The 26,363-nt window shown below is 61.0% G+C and carries 20 protein-coding genes; 7 read left to right on the top strand and 13 right to left on the bottom strand.

Features of this window, described 5'->3' with window-relative positions:
* Positions 1-38 precede the first annotated feature (38 nt).
* Complete coding sequence (locus FOY56_RS22395) at positions 39-3,239, bottom strand: glycosyltransferase (protein WP_186766437.1); 3,201 nt, start codon at positions 3,237-3,239, stop codon at positions 39-41.
* A 338-nt stretch (positions 3,240-3,577) separates the two neighbouring features.
* On the opposite strand from FOY56_RS22395, the gene FOY56_RS22390 reads away from it, so the two are divergent.
* The 3 genes from FOY56_RS22390 to FOY56_RS24005 all read left to right on the top strand — a co-directional run bounded on the left by FOY56_RS22390 (position 3,578) and on the right by FOY56_RS24005 (position 6,478).
* Positions 3,578-5,032, top strand: coding sequence for a mannose-1-phosphate guanylyltransferase/mannose-6-phosphate isomerase (locus FOY56_RS22390; protein WP_146348384.1), 1,455 nt, complete (start codon positions 3,578-3,580; stop codon positions 5,030-5,032).
* Positions 5,033-5,049: 17 nt separating this feature from the next.
* The gene (locus tag FOY56_RS22385; protein WP_146348383.1) at positions 5,050-5,748 is read left to right on the top strand and encodes a sulfotransferase family 2 domain-containing protein; all 699 of its coding nucleotides are present in this window, start codon (positions 5,050-5,052) and stop codon (positions 5,746-5,748) included.
* 226 nt (positions 5,749-5,974) lie between these two features.
* Complete coding sequence (locus FOY56_RS24005; protein WP_246139566.1) at positions 5,975-6,478, top strand: hypothetical protein; 504 nt, start codon at positions 5,975-5,977, stop codon at positions 6,476-6,478.
* A 31-nt stretch (positions 6,479-6,509) separates the two neighbouring features.
* Here FOY56_RS24005 and FOY56_RS22370 read toward each other — a convergent pair whose 3' ends face one another.
* The 4 genes from FOY56_RS22370 to FOY56_RS22355 form a co-directional block, all read right to left on the bottom strand.
* A complete protein-coding gene (locus FOY56_RS22370) occupies positions 6,510-7,370 on the bottom strand; it encodes a DUF6473 family protein (RefSeq protein WP_146348380.1) in 861 nt (286 codons plus the stop codon).
* 9 nt (positions 7,371-7,379) lie between these two features.
* Entirely contained in the window at positions 7,380-8,207 is an 828-nt protein-coding gene (locus FOY56_RS22365) for a sulfotransferase family protein (protein ID WP_146348379.1), read from the bottom strand.
* An 84-nt stretch (positions 8,208-8,291) separates the two neighbouring features.
* Positions 8,292-9,023, bottom strand: coding sequence for a sulfotransferase family 2 domain-containing protein (locus FOY56_RS22360; RefSeq protein ID WP_146348378.1), 732 nt, complete (start codon positions 9,021-9,023; stop codon positions 8,292-8,294).
* Positions 9,024-9,168: 145 nt separating this feature from the next.
* Positions 9,169-10,233 carry a hypothetical protein gene (locus FOY56_RS22355; RefSeq protein ID WP_222435023.1) on the bottom strand — a complete coding sequence of 355 codons (1,065 nt, stop codon included), beginning with the start codon at positions 10,231-10,233 and terminating at the stop codon, positions 9,169-9,171.
* Positions 10,234-10,534: 301 nt separating this feature from the next.
* Between FOY56_RS22355 and gmd the strand changes: the two genes are divergently transcribed.
* The 3 genes from gmd (at position 10,535) to FOY56_RS22340 (ending at position 15,247) form a co-directional block, all read left to right on the top strand.
* Positions 10,535-11,599 (top strand): GDP-mannose 4,6-dehydratase, encoded by a 1,065-nt coding sequence (gene gmd, locus FOY56_RS22350; RefSeq protein WP_146348376.1) that lies wholly within the window; start codon positions 10,535-10,537, stop codon positions 11,597-11,599.
* A 4-nt stretch (positions 11,600-11,603) separates the two neighbouring features.
* Positions 11,604-12,536 carry a GDP-L-fucose synthase gene (gene fcl / locus FOY56_RS22345; RefSeq protein WP_146348375.1) on the top strand — a complete coding sequence of 311 codons (933 nt, stop codon included), beginning with the start codon at positions 11,604-11,606 and terminating at the stop codon, positions 12,534-12,536.
* 218 nt (positions 12,537-12,754) lie between these two features.
* On the top strand, positions 12,755-15,247 hold the full coding sequence (locus FOY56_RS22340; RefSeq protein WP_146348374.1) for a tetratricopeptide repeat protein: 2,493 nt from the start codon (positions 12,755-12,757) through the stop codon (positions 15,245-15,247).
* 296 nt (positions 15,248-15,543) lie between these two features.
* Here the strand turns inward: FOY56_RS22340 and scpB are convergent, their stop codons facing one another.
* Both scpB and FOY56_RS22330 read right to left on the bottom strand, forming a co-directional pair.
* Positions 15,544-16,137 (bottom strand): SMC-Scp complex subunit ScpB, encoded by a 594-nt coding sequence (scpB, locus tag FOY56_RS22335; protein ID WP_146348373.1) that lies wholly within the window; start codon positions 16,135-16,137, stop codon positions 15,544-15,546.
* Between the two features lie 2 nt (positions 16,138-16,139).
* Positions 16,140-17,024, bottom strand: a complete 885-nt coding sequence (locus FOY56_RS22330; protein WP_146348372.1) for a DUF1403 family protein — start codon at positions 17,022-17,024, stop codon at positions 16,140-16,142.
* Between the two features lie 156 nt (positions 17,025-17,180).
* Between FOY56_RS22330 and FOY56_RS22325 the strand changes: the two genes are divergently transcribed.
* Complete coding sequence (locus tag FOY56_RS22325; protein WP_146348371.1) at positions 17,181-18,266, top strand: tyrosine-type recombinase/integrase; 1,086 nt, start codon at positions 17,181-17,183, stop codon at positions 18,264-18,266.
* 277 nt (positions 18,267-18,543) lie between these two features.
* Here the strand turns inward: FOY56_RS22325 and FOY56_RS22320 are convergent, their stop codons facing one another.
* The 6 genes from FOY56_RS22320 to FOY56_RS22295 all read right to left on the bottom strand — a co-directional run bounded on the left by FOY56_RS22320 (position 18,544) and on the right by FOY56_RS22295 (position 26,168).
* Positions 18,544-20,280, bottom strand: coding sequence for a calcium-binding protein (locus FOY56_RS22320; RefSeq protein WP_146348370.1), 1,737 nt, complete (start codon positions 20,278-20,280; stop codon positions 18,544-18,546).
* A gap of 278 nt (positions 20,281-20,558) precedes the next feature.
* Entirely contained in the window at positions 20,559-21,578 is a 1,020-nt protein-coding gene (locus FOY56_RS22315; RefSeq protein ID WP_146348369.1) for an NAD-dependent epimerase/dehydratase family protein, read from the bottom strand.
* A 53-nt stretch (positions 21,579-21,631) separates the two neighbouring features.
* On the bottom strand, positions 21,632-21,943 hold the full coding sequence (locus FOY56_RS22310) for a hypothetical protein (protein ID WP_146348368.1): 312 nt from the start codon (positions 21,941-21,943) through the stop codon (positions 21,632-21,634).
* Positions 21,940-22,269, bottom strand: a complete 330-nt coding sequence (locus tag FOY56_RS22305) for a hypothetical protein (protein ID WP_146348367.1) — start codon at positions 22,267-22,269, stop codon at positions 21,940-21,942. The genes FOY56_RS22310 and FOY56_RS22305 overlap by 4 nt, the downstream gene beginning before the upstream one ends.
* Positions 22,270-22,280: 11 nt before the next feature.
* A complete protein-coding gene (locus FOY56_RS22300) occupies positions 22,281-23,435 on the bottom strand; it encodes a DUF2793 domain-containing protein (RefSeq protein ID WP_146348366.1) in 1,155 nt (384 codons plus the stop codon).
* 105 nt (positions 23,436-23,540) lie between these two features.
* Complete coding sequence (locus FOY56_RS22295; RefSeq protein WP_186766435.1) at positions 23,541-26,168, bottom strand: calcium-binding protein; 2,628 nt, start codon at positions 26,166-26,168, stop codon at positions 23,541-23,543.
* Between the last annotated feature and the right edge of the window lie 195 nt (positions 26,169-26,363).

Raw genomic sequence — 26,363 nt, 5'->3', positions numbered from 1 at the left:
CCGGCGGATCCTGCGCTCTGAGCATCTGACCCCAGGCCTCAGCCCCTTGGTGAATACAGATCGACGCTTTCAAAGGCGGCGCGCATCAACGCCCGCCCGGTTTCAAACGAGAAATTCTGCTGCACATAGGCCCGGGCATTGCCCGAAATCTCGTGCCACAGGGCGTCATCGGTCTGCAGCTGTGCAATCGCGGCGCACCATTCGGACGGGGTGGTGGCAATCAGGCAGTCGTGGCCATGCCGCACACCGATGCCTTCGGCCGCCGTCGGCGTCAACACGCAGGGCACACCATGGGCAAGAGCGGCCAGCACCTTGCCCTTGATCCCGGCCCCAGACAGCAGTGGTGCCACAAAAATCCGGCGCCGGTCATAGGCATCCGCCAGATCGGCGATATAGCCGATGGCATGGATCGCGCCGCCGGTTTCAGCAGAGTCGAGTTCCTGGATCTCATCCGGCATACCCGAGCCATAGATGTGGAACCCCACACCGGGCAGCTCGGTTTCCAGAAGCGGCATGACGTGACCGGCAAACCACTCTACCGCTTCGGCATTGGGCGCGTGATTGTAATTGCCAAGGAAAGACAGGCCCGAGCGCCCATCCAGCGGCGGCACCTCGTCGGGCATCTCGACCACCCAGGGGCATTTGGCAACCTGCACCTGACCACCGGTATGGGACTGGATCACCGAGTGTTCGACGTCATTATAGCTGAGCACAACATCCGCCTTGCCCATCACCGCGACTTCTTTCTTGCGGGTCTTGCGGGCCTTGGCCAACATCTTCTTGTCGTCGGCCACCAGACCGGCGCGCAATTCACGCAGGAAATGCAGATCGGCGTTGTTGAACAGGATCTTGGCCCGCGGCGCCAGCGCGCGGATCTTGTTGATTACTTTTTCGGCCACGTAATAGCGCGTGATATAGACCGCGTCGAAATCGGCGACGTGGCGGGTCAGGTAATCTGTCACCGACCGGGCGAAAGGCGCGCGGATCACCTCGACCCCCATCTTTTCCAGATCGTCCACATATGATCCCAGGTGCGACAGGTTGGCGGGCAGGAAGGTCACCTTGTACCCTAGGCTTTGGACCAGCCGGATTTCCTGCACAGCAGCAAAGCTGCCCGCATCGCGATCGGGGCGGGGAATGCCCTGATCGATGAACAGCACCCGGCCGATGATGCCGCGGTCCTTTTCCAGATCCGGGGTCACGCCTTCGGCCCCATGCCCGATATACGCTTTGGCCCAGCGGCGCTTGAACTTGGGTCGGTTGATCTCTTGATACCGCTTGAAGCCTGACCCGGTGTCGGTGCCGCTGGTCTTGCCTTCAAAATGGTAGACGACCGATGACGGGATGAACCAGGTGCTATAGCCCGCTTCGCGCAGCTTGAACGAAAAATCGGTGTCGTCGAAATACATCGGCTCAAGGTAAGACGACAGGCCGCCGACCTCGTCCCAGATCGTCTTTTTGGTCAGCAGCGCCGCGCCGGTCAGGTAATCGACCTGCCGGGCATAACAGAACCGCGGATCCCAGGGGTTGGCGCGATTGCCATAGTTCCACGGGTTGCCATTGCCCCAGACGATGCCACCGGCATCCTGCAGCTTGCCATCGGGATAGAGCAGCTTGGCCCCCACCGCGCCGACATTGTCAAAGCGCAAAAACCCGTCAACCAGCGCGTCTAACCAGCCGACCGTGACCTCGACATCATTGTTCAGCAACGCCACATAGGTGCCCCGCGCCGCTGCCACACCGGCATTGCAGGCCCGGATGAACCGCTGCGGGGTGTCGTTGCGCACCACGGTGATGCCGGCCACGATATCCTCAAGCCGGGCGGTGTCATCTTCCGACGCATCATCGACCAAGATCACCTCGAAGGTGGTGGTGTTATGGGCCAGCAGCAAGCTGGCCAGCGCCAGATAGGTCAGCTCAACCTTGTCATGCGCTGGCATCACCACCGATACATCGGGATTTTCCACCACCGGGAAGGCCAGCGGCTCAAGCTTGACGTTGTCATGCCCGCCTTCAACCACCTGCAGCGCATGGCCGATCTGGGCCAGCGTTTCGGGCGGGCTGCCTGCGGTCAGATGCGCGCGCAGCGCGCCATAGCGATGTTCGGCCTGCACCGCCAGCGACCCGGGGAAGGGCGCGCGGCTTTCGCGTTGCATGATCTCTATCCGCGTCAGCAGCCGGGGCGGCAGGACATAGGTGTGCAGCAACCGGTGCACCCCGGCCTCATCCGTCACGGTCAGACTGCGGTAATGGCCAGTCTGGTACTCTTGCGGGACGTCGATCCAGTCGCCATTCGGGCCCAGCGACCGGTAAAAGGCAAATTTGCCGTCCAGCAGCACCCGGTACACCGCCTGTTCCGAGGCCCGCACCCGCAGGCTGTTGCCATGATCGTCCAGAATCTCAAGGTCGCGGGGGCGGCCTTCGATCAGCACATGCCGGTCGTCCCCCAGGGTCAGAACCAGCGGTTCTTCGGGCTCGGCCTGACCGGGCAGCGCGGCGCGCAACCAGACGGCGCCCGGCACCGGTGTCCCCGACAGAACGAACCGTTCCAGCCGGTCTGAATCCGCGGCGTCGCTTTCAACCCGTGGGTCAGCGACGAACAACACCGGGGGCAATTCACTGTCGCCGCCCTGATACTTGTCATAGGCGATCGTCATCACCAGCTCGGTCGGATGCTCGGACGCGCCTAAGGTACAGTCGCGGGCCGCATAAGAGTCCGTCTCGTGCCCCCCCGCGCAGGCCGGATCAAAGGCAAGCTCAGCAGACATGGTGACGGTTTCCGCCCCGGCGCCGTCCCGGCGGATCCGGCGCAGCTCAAGATGGCCGCCACCACGATGCGACGCCAGATAGACCCGGAAGGTCAGCGGCGTGTCATGGGCGGGCAGGCGGATCGGCGCGGCCAGTTGCACCCGGGTGTGCTGGTCGTGGTTGTTGAATTCGACCTGAAGCGTCTGACGCCCCGCCAGGGTCCATTGCGCGCTGGCATTCAGCAGGGCAGTACAGGTGCCGTCCGGAACGTTCACCAGCAACGGCTGTTCAAGGAACGGGCGGTAATCCACCCCGCCCACGGGCGGTTCGGCTCCGTCTTTGGCAAAAGGCACCTTGTCGGTCCCAAGCTCAAGCGCCAGCCCCCGTGCAGCCAGAGCCGGCGCGACTTCGGCCAGAACAGTGCCGTCCGAGATGATGATCTGGGCCACGCCTTCGGGCAGATCTGTGGTCTTTGGCGCGCTCGTATCCATCGGTCTTACTCTTTGCTTTTGCGGGAAACCTGCCATGCGCCAGCCTGACCGGCACAGCGTCCTCCCGTTTCTGTCATGACAGGCCCCCGCCATGCGCGGGCCATTGCCGCACCATACCTCAAAGCGGGCAGAACGCGACCCTGCAGAGCATAGAAACCCTTGAGGTGTTTCGTAAAAGCGCCGCAGACCACCCCGCGGCATGGGCCCCAATACGAGTACCGATATGGGCCACAGCACAGATTATCCGAAAACCCCTCTGGCCGAACCCGATCCAGCCTGTATGATCGGGCGGTTATTTCAGGTAAGTCCTCGCAAAAACTGAACAAAAGGGTATCACTTTGGCTATTGTTCATCCCGTGATCCTGTGTGGCGGTGTCGGCACCCGTCTGTGGCCTTTGTCGCGCAAAAGCTATCCCAAGCAGTTCGTCCCGCTGGTCGGAGAAACCTCTCTGTTTCAGACCTGCGCCCAGCGGATGACCGGCACCGATGGCACTGTCGACTATGCCGCCCCCACGATCCTGACCAATGCCGACTTCCGGTTCATCGTCACCGAACAGCTGCATGAGATCGGCATCGATCCCGGCCCGGTGATGATCGAACCCGACGGGCGCAACACGGCGCCTGCCGTTCTGGCCGCCGCGCTGTATCTGGCGGCGCGCGATCCGGATGCGATCCTGCTAGTGGCGCCTTCGGATCATGTGGTGCCCGATGCTGAGGCGTTCCGTGCCGCCGTCGCGACAGGTGTTGCCGCGATCGAGGCGCGCGGTGATCTGATCACCTTTGGCATTACCCCGGACCAGCCCGAAACCGGATATGGGTATCTGCAGCTGTCCGCCCGCCCCGACGGGTCGGGGGCCGCCGTACCTTTGACCCGGTTCGTCGAAAAACCCGATCTTGAGACGGCACAGGCGATGCTGGCCGATGGCAGCTATCTGTGGAATTCGGGCATCTTCCTGTTTGCCGCCCGCGATATTCTGGCCGCCTTTGAACAACATGCCCCCGATCTGATCCCGCCCGTCAAGGCCGCCGTTGATCAGGCCCAGGTCGACCTTGGCTTTCTGCGGCTGGACCCCGAAGCCTGGGACGCAGCCGAAGAAATCTCGATCGACTATGCGGTGATGGAACGGGCAACGAACCTGTCTGTCGTGCCGTTCTCGGCAGGCTGGTCTGATCTGGGCAGCTGGACGGCCGTACGCGACCTTATCGGCCCCGATGAAAACGGGCTGGCCACCACTGGCCCGGTCACCGCCATCGACTGCCGCAACACGCTGCTGCGCGCGGAAAGCGATGATCAGCAACTGGTCGGGCTGGGGCTTGAGAACATCGTCGCCGTGGCCATGAAGGATGCGGTGCTGGTTGCGGATATGTCGCGGTCGCAGGACGTCAAGCTGGCGGTCACGGCGCTGAAGGCCAAGGGGGCGTCTCAGGCCACCGCGCTGCCTGTCGATTTCCGCCCCTGGGGCCATTTCGAGACCCTGATCCTGGCCAACAGGTTCCAGGTCAAGCGCATCGTGGTGAAACCCGGTGCCTCGCTGTCCCTGCAAAGCCACCACCACCGGTCTGAACACTGGATCGTGGTTGAAGGCACCGCCAGGGTCACCGTCGATGACACCGTGCATCTGCTGGCCGAGAACCAGTCGGTCTATATCCCGCTGGGCGCGGTGCACCGGATGGAAAACCCCGGCAAGATCGACATGGTGCTGATCGAGGTCCAGACCGGGTCGTATCTGGGCGAAGATGACATCATCCGCTACGAGGATATGTATGCGCGCGGCCAGGGTGCAAAAGGCTAAGAGCCAAGGGCCAACACATGATCCACACCGACGATTTCGCCTTTATCCACTTCATGAAGACCGGTGGCATGTCGCTGACCCGGTATCTGGTCAATGTTGCCGATGGCCCGGTGCATGCATTTTCGGAACCAAAATCACACCCGCAGACCCACGCGATGGCCACAGCGCCGGACAGCGCCGCAAAGCTGACCTGCCTCAGCGGCCCGCGCCACGCCAATGTCGCCCGCGCGGTGGACCTGATCCACGAGAACGGCCTGACCATGCCGCCCTGGGCCTTTGTCATGATCCGCCATCCTGTCGATCTGATGCTGTCGCTTTATAAGCACCTGCAGAAACCGCATGTCTGGACCCATCGTGGCATGACCCGCGACACGCTGCGCGGGCAGGTCAAGGTGGCCATGGAAAACGACTTTGCGGACTTTGCCCGCCAGTCCCGGTTTTATGCACTGGATGATGACGGGGCGGCGGCCTTTTTCGACCCTTCGGGCTTTGACCGGCTGGACGTGGTGCCGCTGCAGCGGATCAGTGAGTTTCTTGAGCTCCGCTTTGCCCGGACCCGGAATTACGCTGCGGTCAGTCTGAGCCATCAGAACCGGTCGCATGGGGGGCAACGCCCGGACGACATCGACCCGGACACCCGCGCCCATATCTGCAAGACCTACCCGCAGCTGCTTGAGATCTATGAATCCGCCTGCGCGGCACAGTGGCAGGCATGAGCATATGGTGAAACTGGCCTTCATGCATATACCCAAGACCGGGGGGCATTTCGACCGAGCGGGTCATTCTGCAGGCCTATGGCGAGGCTCTTACGGTCTGTCCGGCCTATCACGCGCCCGACTATCGCGGGACAACCCATGCCGATCTCCCGGGTTATGACTTTTATCAGGGGCATTTGCGGGTGGATTTCCTGGCCACGCTGCCCCCGGATACAAAAAAATCACCGTGGTGCGACCGCCGCAGGATCTGCATCTGTCGTTGTACAACCACATCGCCAGCCGCCCCGCCCACGCCCTGCATGCCGCCGCCAATGCCGCCGAAGCCGACTTTGCCAGCCTGATGAATGACAATGGGAGCCTGCACAACACTCAGGCCAAATACATTCTGGGCCATGACGCCTATCTCGATATCTGCCATGCTGGACGGCGACCCCGCGCCGCCCGCGTAACCGAGATGCTGACGGTCGCACGCGAGAATCTAAAGCAGTTCGACCTGATCGGCTGCACCCCGCGTCTGCCCCGGTTCATTGCCGACCTCGGCACACTGCTGAACCGCGATCTGCCCGCCCCCAAGCGAGAAAACCGCAACAAAACCATTGCGCTGAGCAAGGAGACGATGACCGAGGCCGATGCGGTCGCGATGCGGAACGCCAGCTGGGCCGATCAGCCGCTTTACCAGATGATTCGAACCGAGTTCCTCGACCCAGGCGGAGCCTGCCTTCAGGTTTGAGGCACGTGTCCGAGCGCCAAACAAACCCGGATCAAACCGACAGGATCTGCCGGATCAGCTTGCGCGCCGCCAAATCGTGCAGATCGGGCGTGGCATAATACCCGTTCAGCGCGCGGGTCCGGTCAGGCCGATCTGGAAAATCGCGCGCGTTATACACCTGTTCGACCACGCCGGTGCGATCGTTGACCAGCACCTGAGGGGGCATGTCCTTGAGCACGCAGGTCACCACCTCGAACCCCATGCCGGCCACCTTTTCCACCATCTCTGCATCGACGAAATGCGGGAACGTACCGACGGCGGATTTATCGAGTTTCACATTGTCCCCCGGTGCTTCGGAGGACAGCCACAGGAAAATCTTGCGCCCCGGGATCCGGGCCGCCAGATCCTGATGCCGGTCCAGCCACGCGGCCTGCACGGCGGCGACCTGAGCGCGAAACGCGTCTTCGCCATACTCTTCGCGCAGGGTTCGATAGGCTTTCTGTGCCTTGAGAACCTGTCCCTTGCGCGGGCCGTCCAGAAACCTCAGCACCCCGTTATTGCCCCGGGTCTCAAAAACACCGGCGCTGACAGACCGGGCTGACATCGACTGCACCACAACCATCTCGGCACCTGCAAGGCAGGTCATCAGCGGCGGCTTGCCCAGATAGAATTCAGGCCCCGCCCCGGAAAACCCAAGGTTCAGCACGGGTCGGCCAAGGATCTCCCCGATCTGCTGCGCAAAAGGACGGGGCACAAACCGGCCAAAGGTCTGCGCCGCGCCGATGCAGCAGATCGCTCCGGGGGCCGACAAATCTCCGCGCGGCCCGCGAAAGGCCAGCCGTGTGTTACCGTCGGCATACCACAGGTCATAATCTATGACGTTGCGGTCGGTTCCCTGATATCCGATGCCCATATCTGCCCCCTACGCCACCAGCCGCGACAGCCGGTCCAGCGTCACAGCGTCGGGTTCGTGGCAGACATGATCCAGCACGATCTTGCGCAACTGCTGGCAGAAATCGAGCGGCTTGCCGGGGCCCACGGTTTCGATCAGCTCGGCAATCGCAGGGCTGCGGTCGGTCAGTTCGATCCGACCCGCCTTGGCCCGTGTTTTGGGGTCGCCTGCCGCCAGACCGGCCGGAGGACGCAGTTGCATCTGGTCGGCTTCCAGCCGTTCGGGGATCAGTGCCATCAGCCGCGCCATCTCGGAAGCGGGATGGGCACAGAAGGCTTCATAGCTGATCAGGCGAAAGTGCTGGACCCGGGCGTTGTCGGTGATCTTTTTCAGCGCCCGGCTCTGTGCGTTGACCCAGCGCCCCAATGTGTCTTGCGACGCCTCGGTCAGCTTTTGTTCGCGCCACATCTGGCGCGAGGCTTCGACCTGCGACAGGAAGGCGGCGAATGGGCAGCGCAGGATCACGATCAGGGCCGGATAGATGCCCTGATCCGCCGCCGTCTGTAACAGTTTCAGCGACAGATCGACATTGACGCCCCGCGTCGTGGTCTCCTTGATCGCCAGATGCGGCTGGCCGAGCGACGGGGTCAGCCCATTCTCAGCCATCAGCCGGGCCGGATCTGTGGTCGCATAATCTTCGTCGCGGCGGCGGTGCCAGGGTTCGATCAATCCGGCCACTTTCGAATGCGACATGAAGGTGTTGGCGATCAGCGTGGTGCCGCTGCGCGGCGGACCGATCATCACAACCAGCGATGACGGGCGGGGCTGATCCATTGGAGGCTGAGGCGCCTGATCCATTCTGTGCAAATATCCTGAACCTGTTGGAGGCAGGTTTGCCCGCTCTGCCCGGGCTTGTCCAGCACCCGGATCCCAAGGGGGGTCCTAACCTCCGGCGGCCTGCGACCGGGACGCCTGACGCGCGATCAGGATCCGCGCAGCATCCAGAATGGCCAGATCGTCCCGATTGGCCTCTTCCAGTCGCGCATTCACCCGCGCATCCGCGTCGGTTTCGGGGCGGGTCTGCGTGGTGTTGGTCCGAACGGTTTCGGCGTGAAATTCCGGGAAATAGGGACACATCACGGCTTCAAGCCGCCTGAGCGTACCCTCGAAATCCTCGACCATGCCAATCACCGACAAGCATCGCAATGCGACCAACGCCCGAACCCGCTCACCACCCAGATCCGGTATCATCATTGCCAGGCGGTTGGTCTGAAAATTGCGACATTGCCGGTCACCCGTGCGGGCCAGTCGCGCCTCGACATAGCCCTCAAGGTCATGTGCCTTGGCCAGTTGCGCGCCCCAGCTGTCAGATTGCTGGGTCACCTCGAACCGATAGGCAGAGCGGATCCGCGCCACCGGATCACGCAACATCATCACGGTCAGTACCCGCACGCCGGGAATCTGCGGGATCGGCCCCACGGCCGTATGGGTGGAATAGGCCACCGCCTCGGGCGTGGCCTCGATCCAGGCCGCTATCTGGGCGGAATTGTCCCGGGTTTCTGTCGAAAATTCCCGTGTGACCCAAAGATCCCCAAAGTTGGCCTTCAGAATGTAATCCAGAGAACTTCCGGCATTCTTGAACAGATGATAATGCAAAAGAATGGTGCGGGTCATGTCCTAATCACTCGATACCGGAACACATGGTATCCGGGGCAAAATTGCGTGGAAAGGCGATATCACGCTCTGGTCACGATGACACGCATGTCTGTTTTGGAAACATGTGCCTGTTGTGTGCCACCCTACCGGGCACTCAGGCCCATCAGCCGTCCGCCTTGCCCCTGCGCCCTTCCTTTTGACCGTTCACAACATAATGCAGGAACGGGTTTCGCCCTGTCGCGGCCACATCCGGGTTAGCTTGCAAATAATACAGGGTCGAAAACTCCGGGCTCGGATCGCGGCCTTCCTTCCAACCGAACCGGGCATAATGCTCGACCGGATCCCCCCCGGCCTCGGCCACGCCGGGGTTCTTGAACAGATAGAATTCGGTGTCGAATGCGCTGCGGATCCGGTCGATTTCCGCAATCATATTATCATCCTGCGCGGCCTCAGCTGAGATGTCCATATCAACAGAAGCGGGCGCCTCATGCGCGACGCTTGCAAGCATGGGCTCTTCAGCTTCGGAGGGTGTGGTGGCTTCGTCTGGTGACCAGACCATGAGAACATAGTGCAGGAGCGGATTGACACCGGCCTCGGCCACATCCGGATTGGCCTCCAGATAAGCGCGCGTCGAAAAATCCGGGCTCGGATCGCGGCCTTCCTTCCAACCGAACCGGGCATAATGCTCGACCGGGTCCCCCCCGGCCTCGGCCACGCCAGGGTTCTTGAACAGGTAGAATTTGGCGTCAAAGGCGCTGCGGATCCGCTCGATTTCTTCAGCCATATCATCATTAAGCAGGACGTCCCCGGATAAGGCCCCCGCTGCAGAAACGGGCGCTTCAGGTGAGGCGTCTGCGCTGGAAGGAGAAACCTCCAGAGGATCGGAGGTCTCGACCACCGGGCCTGTCTCGTCAGAAGATGCTGTAACATCAGTGTTCGAGCAGATCATTGAGACATAGTGCAGGAACGGGTTGACGCCGGCCTCGGCCACATCCGGATTTGCGTCCAGATAGGAACGCGTCGAGAACTCCGGGTTTGGCTCGCGGCCTTCCCGCCAACCCGACCTGACATAATGCCCCATCGGATCCAGCCCGGCCGCCAGAACATCCGGGTATTTGTCCAGATAGAATTCAGCATCAAAATGCGCTTGAAGCGTTTCAAGAAAACGCAACCGAGATGCGTCATCTGGCATCTCAGTAAGAATTTCCAGTTTATCTAGAAGCAGCATTGCAACCTCTTCACTTAAGTCTTGGTGTTCGGGCTGCAGCCCACCTGTTCGATCTAAAACATCAAAGCTCATGAGACCAGCGTTGATGACGACGCTCGAAGGACGGCTCAAAGATGCCCTTCTCAAGCTCATCAGACTGGTTCAAAAGGCGCGGGACCGCACCGCCAGAACCGATACGTCTTCTGTCATACCGAAGAAAACATTCAGTTTCCCGATCAAAGCCCCTTGCTTGGTCCTTGTATTTCCTTCGAAATGCCCCCAATCCCAACAGGGTGACAGGAATGAAGAGAGTAGGCATTTCATGAAACGGGCATTGATTTCAGGGATCACGGGACAGGACGGAGCTTATCTGGCCGAACTTCTGCTGGCCAAAGGGTACGAGGTACACGGGATCAAGCGGCGCTCGTCCTCGTTCAATACCGCGCGGATCGACCATCTGTATCAGGACCCGCATGAAACCGGTCGTCGCTTCCATCTGCATTATGGCGATCTGAGCGACAGCACCAACCTGATCCGCCTGATCCAGGAAGTGCAGCCTGACGAACTGTATAACCTGGCCGCGCAAAGCCACGTGCAGGTCAGTTTCGACACGCCCGAATACACCGCCAATGCCGATGGCATCGGCACGCTGCGCATGTTGGAGGCGATCCGTATTCTGGGGCTGGAAAAGACCACCCGGTTCTATCAGGCCTCGACCTCGGAATTGTACGGTTTGGTGCAGGAAGTGCCACAATCCGAAACCACGCCGTTCTATCCACGCTCGCCCTATGCCGCCGCCAAGCTTTATGCCTATTGGATCACGGTGAACTATCGCGAAGCGTACGGCATGCATGCCTCCAACGGCATCCTGTTCAACCATGAAAGCCCGCTGCGCGGCGAAACCTTTGTCACCCGCAAGATCACCCGCGCGGCCGCCGCGATCAGCCTTGGCCTGCAGGACACCCTTTATCTGGGTAATCTGGATGCGCGGCGCGACTGGGGCCATGCACGGGACTATGTCGAAGGCATGTGGCGCATCGTCCAGCACGATACCCCGGATGATTTTGTGCTGGCCACCGGCGAAACCCACACCGTGCGCAGCTTTGTCGATGCCGCCTTTGCCGAGGTTGGGATCAAGCTCGACTGGAAAGGCGAGGGGGCCGATGAAAAGGGATATGAGGTCGGCACCAACCGCAGCCTCGTCGAAGTTGATCCACGTTATTTCCGCCCCACTGAAGTCGACCTGCTGATCGGGGATCCCAGCAAGGCGCGCGAAAAGCTGGGCTGGACCCATACCGCGTCGCTGGCCGACATGGTGTCGGAAATGGTCCGCTCGGATCTGGGCGTGGTGGCGCAGGAACGTCAGCGCCGCGATCGCGAGGGGTAAGGCCATGAGCTATGATCTGACCGGCAAACGCGTCTGGGTCGCGGGCCATCGCGGCATGGTGGGCGGTGCCGTGGTACGCCGACTGGAACGAGAGCCCTGCGACGTGATCACGGCCGGACGCGACGTGGTCGATCTGATCAACCAGCAGGCCGTGGCCGACTGGATGGCGGCGGAAAAGCCCGACGCGGTGGTGCTCTGCGCCGCCCGCGTTGGCGGCATTCTGGCCAACAACAGCTATCCGGTCGATTTTCTTTATGACAACCTGATGATCGAGGCCAACATCATCCGCGCGGCCCATGACGTGGGCGTGGAAAAGCTGTTGTTCCTTGGGTCGTCCTGCATCTATCCCAAGCTGGCCGATCAGCCGATTTCAGAAGATGCGCTTTTGACCGGCCCGCTGGAGCCCACCAATGAATGGTACGCGATCGCCAAGATCGCCGGCATCAAGCTGTGTCAGGCCTATCGCAAACAATACGGCGCCGATTTCATCTCGGCCCAGCCCACGAACCTGTATGGCCCCGGCGACAATTACGATCTGCAGACCTCTCACGTGCTGCCCGCCCTGATCCGAAAGTTTCACGAGGCAAAAGAGGCGGGCGCGCCGTCGGTCGAACTCTGGGGGTCAGGCACGCCGCTGCGCGAATTCCTGCATGTCGACGATCTGGCCGATGCGCTGGTGTTCTTGCTGAAAGACTATTCCGACGAGATCCCGCTGAACGTCGGATCAGGAGTCGAAGTCACGATCCGCGAACTGGCCGAAACCATCGCCGAGGTTGTCGGTTATCAGGCCGATCTGACCTTTGACGCCACCAAACCCGACGGCACCCCACGCAAGCTGATGGATTCAGCCCGCCTGCATGATCTGGGCTGGAATGATGCACGACCGCTGAAAGACGGCATCGCGCATGCCTATGCGCATTATCTTGAAAGTCTGTAGTCTGCACCACCCCCGCCTGCGGGAAAACACCCGCGCCCTGACGGCTCGATAATCTGTTCGGGAGCCCAAGCCTGCCCCCTATGCCGCATCGCAGACAACAGAGAATATCTGATCCATCTTTTGCATGGAAGCTCAACGCGGCCCGGTATAGCCTGCCGGGGGCAGGCGTTTTTCTCGCCGCTTTGGGATCACATTAATTTCACCAGGAGTGTCTTTTCTTGACCGACCACGTCAATTCGCTCGCGCAGCGGTTCTGGCAGGCTCCATCCGCTGAAGTTTTTGAACAGATTCAAGAAAACAGCATTTTAGACACAGAAACCCTGCGCAGTGTTGTTCTGCATTACAATGCGGCCATGCACTTGGGAATTATCGAGGGTGCAGAACTGGCCTTGAACCAACTTGCATCACGCTTTCCCCAACATCCGCTGCGCAAACTTTGGCCAGTGGAAATAAATCTGGCTCAGAATGACTTTGACGCTGCCATAGAGATTTTCGCCGCGCTGCCAGACACCCACAAGGCCGATCCGAATTTCCTGCTGAAATGGATCAATATCTGTATTGATGCCCAGCATACCCAAGGACTTGATATTGCCGCACAACATGTTGACGCCCTGCCCGATGGGATCAAAAAATTCGAGGCTGCGGCGTCTATGGCAAAAATACAACAAGACCTCGAAGGCGCCGCCGATAGTTATCGCAAAATTCTGGATCTGAAGCCCGATCATTCCGGTGCGGCTATTGAACTGTCCAAGCTTCTTGCCGCGAAAGGTGATCGGGCACAGGCCAGGAAAATTCTGGAAAACAGTTGGAACGTGGCCCCCGGTGTCCCACAGGTACGAGGCACCCTTCTATCGTTGGTCATTCAGGACGCACCCGAACAGCTGAATCAGGCCGCGCTTGATGATTTCATCACGATTGCGCAAAACAAACCCTTTGCCTTTGGTCTTGCGCTGTCCTGGGCGCAAGCAACAGACAATAGTTCCTACAGGGACAAAATGCTGCTCCGGCTCGACACCGAGTGGCCCGAAAGAGCGGCCGTCGAACGGGCCGAGATGGCTCTGGCCCAAGGCAACGCGAAACAGGCCCTCGCCCTGACCGACCAGACCCCCGAGGACCAAACCCTGCACCACAAGCACTTTATGGTGCGCGCAAAAGCCTTGCGCGCCCTTAGAGAACGCGCGGGTCTGGAAAAAATGATCGAAGAGCTGTCAACGGCTCCCACGTCTCCCAACCGTCTGATCATTGCAGCAGCCGCAGCCAACTTTGCCGACGACATGTCCGCGTCGGCGCGCCTGGCCCGAGCCGCCCGCATCGACGCCCCGGACATGCTAAGCGCCTGGAAATTGGAATCCGACGCCATGATACGGAACGGCGAGGGGCACGCAGTTCTCAAGATCCTGGATACGGTTCCAGATTCCATCACACACTCTGAGGTCATTATCGATTGCCGCTTCAGGGCTGCCCGGGCAATCGGAGATTTCACAACCGCCCGACAGACCCTGAAAGCCCTTGCACTGGAAGGGACCTTGAAGGCCAAATGTTCGTATGTCGAATTCCTTTGTCACATGGAAAACGTCGATGAGGCCCAGGAGTTTCTGACAACCTTAACACCCAGCTCCACTCATGAGATGGCCAGGGTCTCCTATGTCAAAGGCTGCGTCAGCTTGGCCCGGTTTGATCCCGACAACGCTATCGCTGAGTTTGACCAATCCATTCAGGCCGACCCAAACTTTGCGATGGCCTATTCCAAACGGGCCGTCGCACATCTGTTTCGCTTCGCCCCCCAGCATGCCACGGATGATCTCAACAAGGAGAGCCATCTGAAACGTGCTTACGGAACCAGACCGTGGAGAGCCCGGGATGGGATTCAAGGCCAGCTAATCAACGAACTGTTGCTGGCCCCGCAGATGACCGAAGCCGCGAGTCTGGCCCGGCAGACTGAAGATGCGCCTGAAACCCTTCTGAAGCTTTTTGCCGAAAACGATGGCAACACAATGCTGGCCATTGGTATCCTGATCGCGATGCGGCAAGGAAACCGGCTTGATGCCCAAGCGCCGGAACACCCGAATCAGGGGTCCTCCAAATTCATCCCGCCAAAGATTTTTCAGTACTGGGAAGGCGCCCCCCCAACAGCAGGTCTCAAGGCCGCAATGGATCAGGTCGCCGGGCGAAATCCCTGGGCTGAATATCACCGTTTCGATGGTGACAGCGGCCGGGCCTATGTCCGGGCTCATGGCAGTCCCGAAATGGCCCGGGCGTTCATGCTGGCCCGCCATCCGGCAGAGCGGGCCGACCTGCTGCGTCTTGTCGTTCTTGGACACGAGGGCGGCATCTGGATCGATGCCGACGATATCTGCCGCGAGGATCTGTCCGGGCTTCTGCCCCGGAATAGCAAACTCGTTCTGTTTCAAGAATGGTTGGGCAGCACAGCGAACAATTTTATCGCAGCTGCACCCGCCAGCCCGATCCTGCAACAGGTGGCAGAAGAAGCGACCAGAGACATTCTGAGCGGGGCCTCGGAATCTCTATGGCTGCGAACAGGTCCGGGGGCGCTATCGCGTTCCGTCGTGCGACACATGGCACGCTCAGGACATGCCCGTTTACCGGAAGGCATTCACATCCTCGCCGCATCCGAGATACTGAAACGCCTCGCGACAAACTGCCCGTTCCCCTACAAACAAACCCAGTTGAATTGGCAAGCTACGGGATGAAGAGGACTATCTAGCAGCTGTATCTTCAAGTTAATGGAACAGCCCAATTCTGGCTTTTTTTGATCTCCCCGGCTTGGAAAGTGGTTACCAAGCGCAAGATTCTCGTTATCTCAATGGTCTGAAATTTGGTTACCAAACCTCAGGTTTTGATTTCTTTTGGAAGGAGTAATGGGAGGAGCCGGCAAGAAATCGATTTCAACTGGCGACGAACATTCTGGCGTGATCCAGTCCAGTCTGACGCATCTCTTTCGGCGGCCTTGTCGGACGACCCCGGCGTCAGGCGACGGAGGGGGGCCCTAAGCGGCGCCCAGGCCCGCGTCTTCCAGGTGCTCGCGATCCGGCAGGTCGCGCAGGCTTTGCAACCCGAATGCGACAAGGAACGCCTCGGTGGTGACAAAGGTATAGGGCGCGCCGCGGCGGGGGCTGCGCGGGCCGGTCCCGATCAAGCCACGGGCATGCAATCGCCCGATCAGGTCGCGGCTGATGTCCTTGCCGAAAATCCCCTTCAACCCGTCGCGGGTGATCGGCTGGGAATAGGCGATGGCGGCCAGCACCGCGACGTCGAACTCATTCAGGTCCAGCAGCTGGTCGTCCACATCCGCCGCCGCCCGGATCGCCGGGGCATAGGTGGGCCGGGTGCGCAATATCCACCCGTCCGAGACCTGCGCCACCTCAAAAGATCGCCCCTCCAGATCAGCGGCGAGGTCTTCGATCAGAAGGTCAACCGACGCCCCCTGCCCGACCACACGCGCCAGATCATCCCGCGCGACGGGCGACGCGCTGGCAAACAGAACCGCCTCAATCCGCCGCATCCATTCGCGCCAGCGCCCCTCGGGCGGCAGGTGAGACAGCTCTCGGTCAAGTCCCGGTTCAGTTCGACCCTTCGCCATCTCTAAAGCCCGTACAGCCGAAACGTGTCACGCCCGGTCAACTCGCGCACCGCGCCAAGGTCGACCAGCCGATCGCACAGCCGGCGCGCGGCCCGATCCGGCAGCGGCAGGGCCGACGGGGCCACCGCGTCTTGGGACAAAAAGATTTCGACCGCCTCCCCTGCCCCCTTCGCGCGCAATTTCGGCGCGACTGCGTTCAAATGCGCGGCGCGTCGTGCCAGATCAGAGGCCTGGCGCACAACCTCGGCGGCCGAGGCGGTCACCGCACGGTGGCAGGCCTGCCGCAAATCTGCTCTGCGCTTGCCGAGGTCCGCGCGCTTCAGGCCCGCCGCCAGAATGGGCACCATGTGGCCCCATCCCAAGGCCCGCGCCAGCACCGCATCCGCCAGGATCAATGCGGCACCTTCCGACCGGGGTGCGTCTGACACAACGGTTTCGAATACCGCCGCCGCCCGCGTGACCGGCCCCCCTTGCCCCGTATCCAGCCACGCTGCGATTTGCGTCGCATCGACGTTGGCCAACGCGCCGTGCAGCGACTTGACGGACACCGTTCTCTCCGCCGCTCGCCGCCATTGCAGATAGGTTTCCCCGGCCGGGCCGGGCAGATCACCGGGACGCAGCAGGTGAAAGGTGTCACGCAAATCCCCGGCCCGTTCTTGTCGCCCCGAGAACACCATGCAGGCCTCTGCCGCCCGCAAGGCAAGGCGATCCCGCAGCAAGGGCTTGGGAACCTGATCGCCCGCAAGCACAACATGCAGATTGCTCAGGGCAGCACCCGACAAAAACGCAACATCTTCAGGGGTTTCGGCGCGCGCAGAGGTGACCCAGGACGGCATCCGGGCTAGCGTGATCGCATCGTCATTGGGCGTGAGGCGGGTAAATGTCATGGCCGGAACTTACCGGTTAGCGGCGCTTTTTTCCAGAAATATATCGCATAACCGCCCCGCCTTTCCGGCATCATTAATGTCCAATAAGTTTACATTATCGGATATTTATGCATACGCTGCAAAACCAGCGCAAAATCGGTGGGTTTTTGGGGAAAGATGGACTCAGAGAACGAAAAACCGACGCCATCAAACTCTGATCCGTCCAATGACTCTCAGGTCGACGCAAGACGCGATGAGATCGCCCTGCCGTCGCATGTTGCGGGATCTGGCTCGCTGGATCGGCTTGTCGAGACGGCCCAAACCTATGCCCGGGCTGCGGCGTCGGACAACACGCTGAAAGCCTATGCGAAAGACTGGGCGCATTTTGCGCGCTGGTGCCGCATGAAGGGCGCCGAGCCCCTGCCGCCCTCACCCGAGATCATCGGGCTCTACTTGACGGATCTGGCAGCCCCGACGGGCCCCGCCCCGGCCCTCTCGGTGTCGACAATAGACCGGCGCCTTTCGGGCCTGGCCTGGACCTATGCGCAGCGCGGCTTCACCCTGGATCGCAAGAACCGCCATATCGCCAGCGTGCTGGCCGGGATCAAACGCAAGCACGCGCGCCCGCCGGTGCAGAAAGAAGCGATCATGGCCGAGGATATCCTGGCCATGGTCGCCACCCTGCCCTTTGATCTGCGGGGCCTGCGTGATCGGGCGATCCTGCTGTTGGGGTACGCAGGCGGATTGCGGCGCAGCGAAATCGTCGCCCTGGACGTCCACAAGGACGACACGCCAGAGTCCGGCGGCTGGGTCGAGATCATGGACCAGGGCGCCCTGCTGACGCTCAACGCCAAGACCGGCTGGCGCGAGGTCGAAATCGGGCGCGGGTCCCGCGACCAGACCTGCCCGGTGCATGCGCTTGATCAATGGCTGCACTTCGCAAAGATCGATTTCGGGCCGGTGTTCGTGCGCACGTCACGCGATTGCGAACGCGCGTTGGCGGCCCGCCTGAGTGACAAACATGTCGCCCGCCTGATCAAACAGACCGTGCGCGACGCCGGTCTGCGCGATGACCTGCCCGAGAACGAACGGCTGGCGCTGTTCTCGGGCCACAGCCTGCGCGCCGGGCTGGCCAGCTCGGCCGAAGTCGACGAACGCTATGTCCAGAAACACCTCGGCCACGCCTCGGCCGAAATGACCCGCCGCTACCAACGCCGCCGGGATAGATTCCGCGTCAACCTCACCAAAGCCGCAGGGCTATAGACACCCTGACCCGGTACGGCAGGCCTGAAAGCGAACACGGCAACGTGTGGCGAATGTGATCCTGTCGTTGGAAATAGGGAACACACTATACAAGGGGCACCTGACCAGTCACCTCACTCCCCGATTATGGGGGCTAAGAACAAACGAACCGCAGCAGGTGGCGTTTCACAGCCAGCTGCCGTACCTATCCAGTTCGGTCTCAGACAGAGAGAACTCAAGAACTGCCTTATTATCAGTCTAATATTGGCTCAAAAATCCTCATTGAGGGTCAAGTCAATCAGACGAACAGGAAATCATCCGCATCCACCGTCAGGTGATCAACAGCGATCAGCCGGATCGTCACGTCTTCGAACTGCACAATCGTGTCTGCACCGGCATCCGCGACAGTCACGTCACTGAACCCTTCAGCCCCGTCCCCAATGACGATAAGATCGGCACCAATCCCGAAGTCGACGATCACATCACTGCCGTCGCCCGCGTTGAAGATGAATTGGTCCGCATGCTCGCCACCGATCAGCCGGTCATTGCCCTGGCCTCCGGTCAGCTCGTCCCGGCCTGCCCCCCCGTCAAGAATATCATTCATCGCACCACCATCAAGCCGGTCATTTCCAACCCCGCCCATCAAATGGTCGCGCCCCGGGCCGCCGTTCAGGGGGTCATTACCGCCGCCCCCATCCAGCACATCGTCGCCACCACCGGCGCGGATGACATCGATCCCTGCACCTGTCGTGATCGTGTTATCGGCAGCGGCTCGGTCGGTGAAGGTAAAGTGCTCGATCCCGCTGAAATAGACACCTTCGCCAGCATATCCGGTCGAAAAGGATCCGCTGTAACCGCCCCCTATATCCTCGGTCAGGCCGCCCAGATACATGAAGTCACTGGCCACCACCGTCAGCCGGTCAGATCCTTCGCCCGCAACGACCGTGTCAGCCTCACCGTTCCACCACAACCGGATCCGGTCATTGCCCGCGCCGGTGTCGATCTCATCCGATACAAAACTGAACCGATGCCCGATGACAGTGTCATCCCCGGCGCCGGTCACCATGGCCTCGAACCCTTCCATATTGCTGACAGTCCCGTTGATCAGGGTCGAAACCCTGTTCAGGTTGATCACGGCCGTATCAGTCCACCCCGACAAGTCTGCCCCGAACATATCGGTTCCGGCGCCGCCATCAGCGTGGTCATCACCACTGCCCACCAGCAACCTGTCATCCCCACCGCCGCCAAGCAGCACATCATCGCCGGATCCGGTCAGGATGACATTGTTCGTTCCGGCCCGGTCTTCGAAACTGAAATGCTCAATCCCGCTGAAATAGACACCTTCACCGGCATATCCGGTCGAAAAATGGCCATCATAGCCGCCGACAGGATTGGGCGTCGGGCTGTAGATAAACGACAGGTGCCAGTCGGCAACGATTGACAGGCGATCCTGCCCTTCACCGCCATCGACAACATCCTTGTCTGTGCTTGTCCACAACTGGATCAGGTCATCCCCCGACCCGGTTGCAATCGTGTCGGACATATAACTGCTGTTATGTCCGGTGATGACATCGTCACCCGCCCCGGTCACCAGATCGTAAAACCCCTCCATGTTGCTGACCGTGCCACTGATCAGGGTCGAGACCCCGTTCAGGTCGATCACCGCAGCATCCGTCCACCCCGACAGGTCTGCGCCAAACATATCGATTCCGGCACCGCCGTCAGCGTGGTCGTCGCCACTGCCTACATCCAGCGTGTCATCCCCGCCGCCGCCAAGCAGCACGTCATCGCCAGATCCGGTATAGATACGATTGCTCGCCCCAGCGAGATCCTCAAAGGTGAAATGCTCAATCCCACTGAAATAGACACCTTCACCGGCATATCCGGTCGAAAAATGGCCATCATAGCCGCTGATCGGATTGGGGGTGAGGCTCCCCAGGAAAGAAAGCGCCCCAAGACTCCACGTCACTGTCAGACGGTCTTCCCCGGTGGTGCCGATAATCGTCGAATGGGTATTTGCCACAAAATCAGCCATTGGTGTGTCCTCTCCTGTTTAACTTGTCCGGGACAGCACAGACCGATCCTGCCATCATGCGCCTGAACACATGCAGTGCGAGCCGCACGCGACCCGGGCGAAATAGAGGCATTAAATGGTTCCAGCAGTGCCTGCTGGCGTTCTCTCCCAACCCAATTTTCCCACATTTGCGCGGTCGCCAATATGATCCAAATCATGATTATGTGGCGTGCCCCCGGGGCGATCAGAAAGAAAGGTGAACGGCATAGCCGCAGGTGGATAACATCCGGATTGTCGGACTAGAACCTGTAATAGGCTCTATACCACTCGACAAACCGCTGAACGCCGGTTTGCAGGTCGACCTTTGGAGCGTATCCCGTGAGCTCCGTCAAAAGCCCGGTATCCGCCCAGGTTGCGTGCACGTCACCGGCTTGCATCGGGTGCATGATCTTTTCCGCCTCGCGCCCACAGGCCCGTTCGACGGCGCGAATGAAATCCATCAACTGAATGGGCTGGCTGTTGCCAATATTAACCACCCGGAACGGTGCCACCGGGCTGAGAGAATCTTGCTCGGAAACAGCATTTTTGCCTGGAACAGTGTCGATCAAACCGAAAATTCCGTCGATCAGATCATCGATATAGGTAAAGTCCCGCCTCAGGTCGCCGTGATTGAACACGTTGATCGGTCGGCCGTTCATAATTGCGTCCGTAAACAGGAATGGTGCCATGTCCGGCCGCCCCCACGGTCCGTAAACGGTGAAGAAGCGAAACATGGTTACAGGCAGCCCATAGAGGTGCGCATAAGAATGCGCCATCGCCTCGATCGCCTTCTTGGTGGCGGCATAGAACGACATCTGGCTGTCGGCCTTGTCGCGCTCGCCATAGGGCATCTGGGTATTCGCGCCATAGACCGAACTGGTCGACGCCAGCAGCATATGCGCGGGCGGATGGGTGCGGGCCGCTTCAAGCAGTTCGAATGTGCCGATCAGGTTCGCCTCAACATAGTCGCGCGGCTGTTCAATCGAATGACGCACGCCTGCCTGCGCGGCCAGATGCACCACGAGGTCAGGCTTATGCGTCGCGAAAATGTCCAGCAGGCGCCCCGGATCTTCGACCCGGCCAATCACTGGGGTGAAACCCATATCAGGCTCTAATAAGGCGTGTCTGGACTGTTTCAGCGACACTGAATAGTAGTCACTCAGCGCGTCCAGCCCGACCACCCGCCAGCCCTGCGCCAGCAACCGCTGTGCGACGTGAAAACCGATGAACCCGGCCGAGCCGGTAACCAAAGCTGTGCGTGGGGGCTGGTCTTGCGTCATGCGCCTCCAATGCGGCGAAACGCGGTTCCGATCAACCGGAAAATACCTGCATTTCAGAACTGCGCCGCCAGCTCGGCCATCCCTTCGGGCACCGGTGGCCAATTGACATCCGCTCCCGGCTCCTGCGTCAGATAGGCGACCCGCATCGCCTGAATCCAGTCCAGTCCGGCACGATAGGTCGCCAGGTCAACCGGGTTCAACCGGTCCGCAGCTGCTGCGGCAGCCAGATTGATTTGTGCGATCTCGTCCACCACAGCGAAGATACGGGCGCGGCATTCTGCTTTGGCTGCAAACCCGGCGGCAGCCACAGCGGCGGCGGCCTTGGCCTCGGTCGTAATCAGCCTGGAAAGGTCAATATTTCTCATGGGGTTTCCTCAGACTCGGGGGCCAGTGCGGGTGTTTCATAGATCGGCAACTCCATGTCGCCGTCCCCGGCGCTGATCGGCTCGGGGAACAGCGTTTCCTGTGGCGCGGTTGCACCATGGGGCAGGATCATGGTCAGGTGAATCACACCGTCGACCCGCTCCACGTCTGAGGCCAGAAACTCACAAGACACGGCCTCGCGCGGCAGGGACGCCCCATCCGGAATGCCCGAGAAATCGAACGCCTCGCCATTGATCGTGAGAACATCGCCGCTTTTACTGAGTGTCAGCGGCTCGTCCCGGCGACAGGGAGAAAATGAAATTTGCATGAGGCTACTCCTTAGAACCAACGGCCAATGGCGGTCAAATAGACGTCACAAGCGTCTGTTGCAGAGAAGTTGGTTACGCCGGTCGCACGCGTAACCCCAATATGGCAAGAGCCCGTGAGTACGTTTGCTGCTGCAAATGTCGAAACTCCTGCCCGCCCGGGCCCGGTAGCCCCAATCGAAGCCCAGTCAGGCAGAACACTGACCACGGTCTCTGACCCAGTTACAAACACGGCGGGGAATATCCACGTTCCGTACAGGATGGCTGGGCCGTTGTAGGGCACAGAGTAACCCGCCTTGGTGCAAACCAGCATACCATCTGCAAAGCGCACATAGTCGCCATTGGCGTTACTACCGCGTTCGATCACCGCCCCGGCAGGCACCCCGCCGCTTTGCGATACCGGGCCCAGAAGGGTGCCGGGCCCGTATCCGTAATCTGCCCGCATCAAACGGCCCGGCGTCACGTCATCAGCGCTTTGCTGCACCGCTGTCCCGGTCATCGCCCCATCGACCTGCACGCCTTGCGGCAACGCCGCCTGCCCGGTCGCGGCGTCAAACGACAGCCCTGTGGCCCAGACCGCGCCATCCGCGCTGACCTTGATGGCGAAATCATCCGCGCCTGCGGTGCCCATTTCCGCCCGGCCCGACCAGCCGGTCTGGAACAACAGGCTTGCCGTATCCCCTGCCCCGGCCTTGTTGATTTTCAACTGATGACCCGCGCCCTCATGGCTTAGCAACGTTGCCGCAGCGGCCACCGACAGCCGGTTTGTGGCGTCCGGTGTGGTGCCGACCCCGACACCATCCAGATTGTCGAGCGTATCCGGCACAGATGTCTGCGCAGCCCAGTCGGCTCCGTCGAACACCACCGCCTTGCCCTCGGCCAGCACCTGCGCCCGCCAGCCCTGTTTGGCGGCGAAAAACCCCCAGTCAGAGCCGTTATACTGGGCGATCATGCCGCCCTGCCCGGCCCAGCCTCCACTGGCCCCGGCCGCCACGATATGACAATCGCCAAACGCCGGAGAGCCCGGCGGCTCGGTCCTGTCGCGATCGATGACCGCGGTTTGCACAGCCACATCCAGCACCTGCAGCGCTTCGTTATGGGTGACATGTTTCTGCGCCTGGGACGGCAGCAGATACGGCAGGGACAAAGTCGGAGAAGTATCAGGCATCGGGGCCCTCGCATGACGGATCGAAACACGGTTCAGAACGGCCCCCAGAGTTAGGACCAAGAGGTTAAGGCCCCCCGACCAGACCGTACGGTGCCCCGACCCCGCTCAGACGATGACCAGATCGTCTGACAACGTATCCGGATTGCGGACTCCGATGATCCGCAGGATGTTTCCATCGCCGAAGTCGAACACCAGATCACCATTCGTCACCCGCGCCAGATCCAGAACCTGCTCCACGGTTCTGCCCCCGCCCCACAACGCATCATCCAGTTCAATCGTATCGATGTCGTTCTGGAAATCAGTGATCACGTCCTGTCCTTCAGTAAACAGGAACGTATCCGCGCCCTGGCCGCCCGTCAGATCATCGTCACCTGCCCCGCCCTCCAGATGATCCGGGCCGCCATTGCCTTGCAGCGCATCGTCGCCGCCACCACCGTCCAGGGTATCTGCACCACCACCACCGTCGAGGGTATCTGAACCACCTCCGCCGTCCAGCGTGTCGTCGCCAGCCCCACCGTGCAATAGGTCGGCCCCGCCTTCGCCTTGCAAGTCATCCTTGCCGTTCTGTCCCGACAACAGGTCAGCCCCGCCACCGCCTTTCAGCGTGTCGGCCCCGCCCCCACCATCCAGGACATCCTCATTGGCGCCTCCCTCAAGCCAATCGGCCCCACCATTGCCATAGAGTCGGTCATTGCCATCGTCGCCCTGCATCGTATCGGCCCCGCTGCGGCCCCTGAGAACATCGTCGCCCTCGCCGCCAGTCAGCAAATCCGCGCCAGCACCAGCCGACAGCTTGTCATTGCCGTCGCCGCCTGCCAGCCGGTCATCCCCCCCGCCTCCGATCAGCCCGTCATCGCCGTCGCCACCCTCCAGAACATCGTTCCCACCCCGGCCAAAAAGCTTGTCCCGCCCCCCATTGCCACGCAACGTGTCGGCCCCATCACCGCCATCCAGCAGGTCAGCCCCGCCTCCCCCCTCCAGATCATCATCGCCGGCATCGCCCCGCAATGTATCATCCCCGTCGCCGCCGATCAGACTGTCAGCGCCGTCGCCCCCGTCCAACTCATCCGCTCCGGTTCCTCCGGACAGGTCATCGTCTCCTGCCCCGCCCTCCAGCCGATCATCCCCGCCCTCGCCCGTCAGCGTATCATCGCCGGATCCGCCCAGCAGGATGTCATCCCCGTCGGTGCCCAGCAGCGTGTCATCCTCGGCCCCGATCCAGGTCACATCGAAATGCAGGAACCCGCCGGTGATCGCGTTCAGCACCTGGGTCACGCTCAGGGCATCACCACTGCTGGAATAGATCCGCAAACTCTCGTTTCCGAACGCGATCTCGGCCCCGTCCGACAGGCTGATAACCGTCAGTTGCGCCGTACTGCGCAGCATCGGCCAGAACGACAGGTCCAGCCGGTCTTCGTTCGGGTTAAAATCCCGGATCCGATCCTTTTGTCCGTCAGCGCTCAGCACAAAGGTATCGGCCCCGGCCCCACCTTCCAGCCAGTCCGCGCCCTGGCCCCCGCTGATCACGTCGTCGCCACCGCCACCGCGCAGATCGTCATTGCCTGCGCTATCGCTCAGCAGGTCATCGCCCGACCCACCCTGCACCATGCTGGTTGCCGCACTGGCCTTAAGCACCTGCCCCGCGTCCAGATCCACGGTGATCCGCGTGGCCCCTGCTTCGGTGGCCGATCCGGCATAGATTTCGACCCCATCCTTGCCCGCCGCCATGGCCAGACCCGAGATATTCTGAAGGCTGCTGGTCAGCCCGTCCTCGACACTATCCAGCAGCCGCAGCCGCCCGCCGGGCAGCAGTTCGAACAACGACACCCCGTCATCGGCCCCGCCCGCCGTGACATAGGCCCGACCGTCGACCATGACCGCATCCAGCGCGGTAACGTTCTGGAACCGGCTGGTCAGGTCATCGACCAGATGATCGGTGGCGCTGAGCGATCCGTCCGCAGCCACCAACAGCACCGACAACGACGATGAGCCCCGCGCAGCCAGGATCAGAAAGCTTTGCCCGCCCAGTTCGACCATCGTCAACGCCGAAGGCGCGTCGATTCCAAGCCCTTCAGCGGCGCCAATTTCGTCGATCTGCTTCAGCTCCCCATTGGTCTTGACCTTATAGACCCCGACCCGGTCGCCGGTGCCATCTGCGGCAAAGAGATATGCCTGATCGTCGATGGTCCCTGAGATCATCGCGGTGATCCCGGATGCCCCGCCGGGCAAGGTAATCGGGCTGCCACCTTCAGCCGCCAGCGCCTGTGTCGGGTCAGCCACATAGCGGTTCAGCATGTCGCCCCCGTTCCCCACAGCATAAACGTATTGCGTATCGCCCGAGGTGACTGCGGCCAGCGCCACAGCCTCTCCACTCCCCCCCGCATCATCCAGATAGGTGATCGCGGTCGGCAGGCAGCCGTCGGCTTCCAGCGTGAAGGCTGGCAAACCACCCGCTGCTGCAGCCATGGTTACCGCTTGCAAACCACTGCCGAAATCGATCAGTTCCAGACCGTAACTGCCCAGTGGGGACAGCCCGCCAGGCAGGCTTTGCCAATCCAGCAACGGCGTGTTGACCGCGTCCAGATCGAAGGCTGAAATCGACAGTCCTTCGCGGCTGGTAGCATACAGCACCGTCGATCCATCGGCACTGACTCCGACATCCAGATCGCTCAAAACCCCGACCGGTTCCGCTGACGTGCCAAGCAAAACCGAGTGTATGGAAAGCACGGCCATGCCCCGCATCCTTTTCCCACCGCCCCCACGGCAGGGTCAGGATCGGGGAGGGGTGTTAACGCGGATGAAAGGTTCTGTGGCGGAAATTGGACGTTTTGTACGGATTAAATTCACCTTTTATGCGGTTTTGTACAAAACATTTCGGAAGCACAGTGCAGGGGAGAAATGTTTCGCGTGCGAAACATTAGGTCACAC

It is taken from the genome of Falsiphaeobacter marinintestinus, from assembly GCF_007923355.1.
Lineage (GTDB): Bacteria > Pseudomonadota > Alphaproteobacteria > Rhodobacterales > Rhodobacteraceae > Phaeobacter_A > Phaeobacter_A marinintestinus.
This window is presented reverse-complemented; position numbering and strand designations above follow the sequence as displayed.

Coding starts and splice junctions, on each gene's coding strand:
- FOY56_RS22395 (WP_186766437.1), bottom strand. CDS start 3,239: ATGGATACGAGCGCGCCAAAGACCACAGATCTGCCCGAAGGCGTGGCC.
- FOY56_RS22385 (WP_146348383.1), top strand. CDS start 5,050: ATGATCCACACCGACGATTTCGCCTTTATCCACTTCATGAAGACCGGT.
- FOY56_RS22370 (WP_146348380.1), bottom strand. CDS start 7,370: ATGGGCATCGGATATCAGGGAACCGACCGCAACGTCATAGATTATGAC.
- FOY56_RS22365 (WP_146348379.1), bottom strand. CDS start 8,207: ATGGATCAGGCGCCTCAGCCTCCAATGGATCAGCCCCGCCCGTCATCG.
- FOY56_RS22360 (WP_146348378.1), bottom strand. CDS start 9,023: ATGACCCGCACCATTCTTTTGCATTATCATCTGTTCAAGAATGCCGGA.
- FOY56_RS22355 (WP_222435023.1), bottom strand. CDS start 10,233: ATGCTGCTTCTAGATAAACTGGAAATTCTTACTGAGATGCCAGATGAC.
- gmd (WP_146348376.1), top strand. CDS start 10,535: ATGAAACGGGCATTGATTTCAGGGATCACGGGACAGGACGGAGCTTAT.
- fcl (WP_146348375.1), top strand. CDS start 11,604: ATGAGCTATGATCTGACCGGCAAACGCGTCTGGGTCGCGGGCCATCGC.
- scpB (WP_146348373.1), bottom strand. CDS start 16,137: ATGGCGAAGGGTCGAACTGAACCGGGACTTGACCGAGAGCTGTCTCAC.
- FOY56_RS22330 (WP_146348372.1), bottom strand. CDS start 17,024: ATGACATTTACCCGCCTCACGCCCAATGACGATGCGATCACGCTAGCC.
- FOY56_RS22325 (WP_146348371.1), top strand. CDS start 17,181: ATGGACTCAGAGAACGAAAAACCGACGCCATCAAACTCTGATCCGTCC.
- FOY56_RS22320 (WP_146348370.1), bottom strand. CDS start 20,280: ATGGCTGATTTTGTGGCAAATACCCATTCGACGATTATCGGCACCACC.
- FOY56_RS22315 (WP_146348369.1), bottom strand. CDS start 21,578: ATGACGCAAGACCAGCCCCCACGCACAGCTTTGGTTACCGGCTCGGCC.
- FOY56_RS22310 (WP_146348368.1), bottom strand. CDS start 21,943: ATGAGAAATATTGACCTTTCCAGGCTGATTACGACCGAGGCCAAGGCC.
- FOY56_RS22305 (WP_146348367.1), bottom strand. CDS start 22,269: ATGCAAATTTCATTTTCTCCCTGTCGCCGGGACGAGCCGCTGACACTC.
- FOY56_RS22300 (WP_146348366.1), bottom strand. CDS start 23,435: ATGCCTGATACTTCTCCGACTTTGTCCCTGCCGTATCTGCTGCCGTCC.
- FOY56_RS22295 (WP_186766435.1), bottom strand. CDS start 26,168: ATGGCCGTGCTTTCCATACACTCGGTTTTGCTTGGCACGTCAGCGGAA.